2 protein-coding genes and 1 pseudogene are annotated in these 1,339 nt (G+C 40.9%); all 3 read right to left on the bottom strand.

Annotated elements, in window-relative coordinates:
- Positions 1-183: 183 nt before the first annotated feature.
- A complete protein-coding gene (locus F6K13_RS33495) occupies positions 184-480 on the bottom strand; it encodes a DNA-binding protein (protein WP_287289975.1) in 297 nt (98 codons plus the stop codon).
- 99 nt (positions 481-579) lie between these two features.
- Positions 580-717 (bottom strand): hypothetical protein, encoded by a 138-nt coding sequence (locus F6K13_RS33490; protein ID WP_287289974.1) that lies wholly within the window; start codon positions 715-717, stop codon positions 580-582.
- A gap of 170 nt (positions 718-887) precedes the next feature.
- Positions 888-1,339: pseudogene (locus F6K13_RS33485) on the bottom strand (class I SAM-dependent methyltransferase); the annotation flags it as partial.

Genomic DNA, 1,339 nt, shown 5'->3' with positions numbered 1-1,339 from the left:
TCCCTTCTTAAGGGGGGAAACTTAAAGCCCCCCTTAGTCCCTCCTTAAAAAGGGGGGAAATTCAAAGCCCCCCTTATCAAGGGGGGTTGGGGGGATCTAACGTTCCAAAACCATAACTGAGATAATACATTAGGGGCTAAAGCCAAACTACAAACAAAGACTTAAAGCGATCGCTTTTTTCTCCTAACTAGGTCTCACCATCACCCCAACTTTCAAGCCCAAAGATTCTAGTAATTTCCGCAAAAGATTAAATTCTATTTCACCCGTTTCTTTAAGTTTTTCGTCAAATCTTGCAAGGTTGTCATAAACATCATCAGAAACAAAATTAAATCCTCTTCTGGCCTCTATTACATTAGAGAAAGCTTTTTTTATCATTTTTGGATCGCCTTCCTCTAACACAACCTCAAGATAAACTGCTGCTTCTGAAGGTTCTTTTAAAGATTGAATTAATTCGGTATGATAACTGATACTCTTATGCATTGTCACGACTCCTATAATCTTGCCAATGCTAGTAGGTTGGGTTGAGGGACGAAACCCAACACCATTAACACAAAATCAATAAAGATTTGTTGGGTTTCACTATCGTTCTACCCAACCTACTAGAATAATGGGATTGCTTCGTTCCTCGCAATGACGTTTAGGGGTAGTCATTGCGACTGGAACGGAGTGGAGGGAAGCAATCTCTAAGATGTCCAATAAAGATTTAGGTTTCACCATACGTTCTAGCTAACCTACTTAAATAATGGGATTGCTTCGTTCCTCGCAATGACATTTAGAGGTAGTCATTGAGACCGAAATGGAGTCCAAAATAAATTCGATCCCCCCTTAGTCCCCCCTTAAGAAGGGGGAAACTCAAAGCCCCCCTTATCAAGGGGGGTTGGGGGGATCTAGCACTCCAAAAGCACATACAGAAAAGGATCTAAAGTATCCAACAATTCCTTAACCTCCTCCCAACACCTCTCCTTGCTCACAACTTCCAAAGTAATAGGGTCTAATGGTCTAATCTTGATCAACCGTTCTACCAAAGATTCTACAGTACAAACCCCATCCCACAGAGGCAGCAGACAAACAGCCATACTACTATCTATATGAATAGGTGTTAAAGTGGGCAATTTCACATAATTACTAATCTCAAAAGGTTTATGGTTATTGATACAGTTAATTAAATCCTCCCTAGCTTGAGAATTTCGTAACTGAGGATGGAGATGTACTTTGGCCTTTTGCCAATCAGAGTCAGTCCATTCAGAAACTGGCACAAAAGATTGACCTTTTTGGGGATGACCACACCAAAAGTCCAACAAGCGGTGCATCGGTTGTAAAAGTTCAAATAAATGCAGTC

Origin of the sequence: Okeania sp. SIO2B9 (assembly GCF_010672505.1) — a bacterium.
GTDB lineage: Bacteria > Cyanobacteriota > Cyanobacteriia > Cyanobacteriales > Microcoleaceae > Okeania > Okeania hirsuta.
This window is presented reverse-complemented; position numbering and strand designations above follow the sequence as displayed.

Bases quoted from the DNA above. Each gene is read 5' to 3' on its own strand.
- F6K13_RS33495 (WP_287289975.1), bottom strand. From the start codon at position 480: ATGCATAAGAGTATCAGTTATCATACCGAATTAATTCAATCTTTAAAA.
- F6K13_RS33490 (WP_287289974.1), bottom strand. From the start codon at position 717: ATGGTGAAACCTAAATCTTTATTGGACATCTTAGAGATTGCTTCCCTC.